Annotated in this window: 1 protein-coding gene; it reads right to left on the bottom strand. The window is 32.3% G+C overall.

Features of this window, described 5'->3' with window-relative positions; translation table 11 throughout:
* Nucleotides 1–87 precede the first annotated feature (87 nt).
* On the bottom strand, nt 88–708 hold a 621-nt coding region (locus A5893_RS05010; RefSeq protein WP_232456801.1), incomplete at its 5' end, for a hypothetical protein.

Here is a 708-nt window from a genome sequence, read left to right on the forward strand (position 1 = left end):
CCGCACTGAACTAAATAATTAACGAAAAACCTGAGTTGAACCACCGTCAGCCATTTTTGTGCAAATTTGCTGTTACCTGCCGTATTGTTATTTCATTTTTATAGTTCCTTTTTCCTTAAGAAACTTATCATTTTCATCCCAATATTCTGTCCTTACAAATTTTAAAGTGCTAATTTCCATATTTTCAGTTAAAGTGACGTTACTAGTGTTAGAGCTTTTATATAAGTCATATTGGCAAGGTCGTTCCGCCCATTCCAAAGTGTATTGAAAGGCATCAATAATTTCATTTTGGTTGTTAGTTTTCACAATTAAAATGTCGTGAAATATTTTTATACTGTCTTTTAAATCTTCTCCGGGAAAAACTAATGCTCGTCCATTAAAAGTTGAGACGAACTGATAATAGATATAATTACCATTTACTGGTTCGAAAATTTCTCTTAAAGATATTGAGTCTTTTCTATGATTGTCAAGATTAGTTAGCTTAACAATATTGAAGTCGGCATTTAAAGCCTGCTTTCTAAGTCTGTAAATTTGGGGTTCATCTACTTCTGTTGGATGGTCATTTTGGTAAGGTGAAAGAATTACTTGGAAGGATTTTGTTTGGGAATAACAAACTCCTGTTAAAAGCAAAGTCGATATGAATATTAATGTAAAAGGTTTCATTTTTGTCGTTAGGTCAGGTTGTTTAATATGGCAGGTAACGTTTTG

The organism is Pedobacter psychrophilus (genome assembly GCF_001652725.1).
GTDB classification, from domain to species: domain Bacteria; phylum Bacteroidota; class Bacteroidia; order Sphingobacteriales; family Sphingobacteriaceae; genus Pseudopedobacter; species Pseudopedobacter psychrophilus.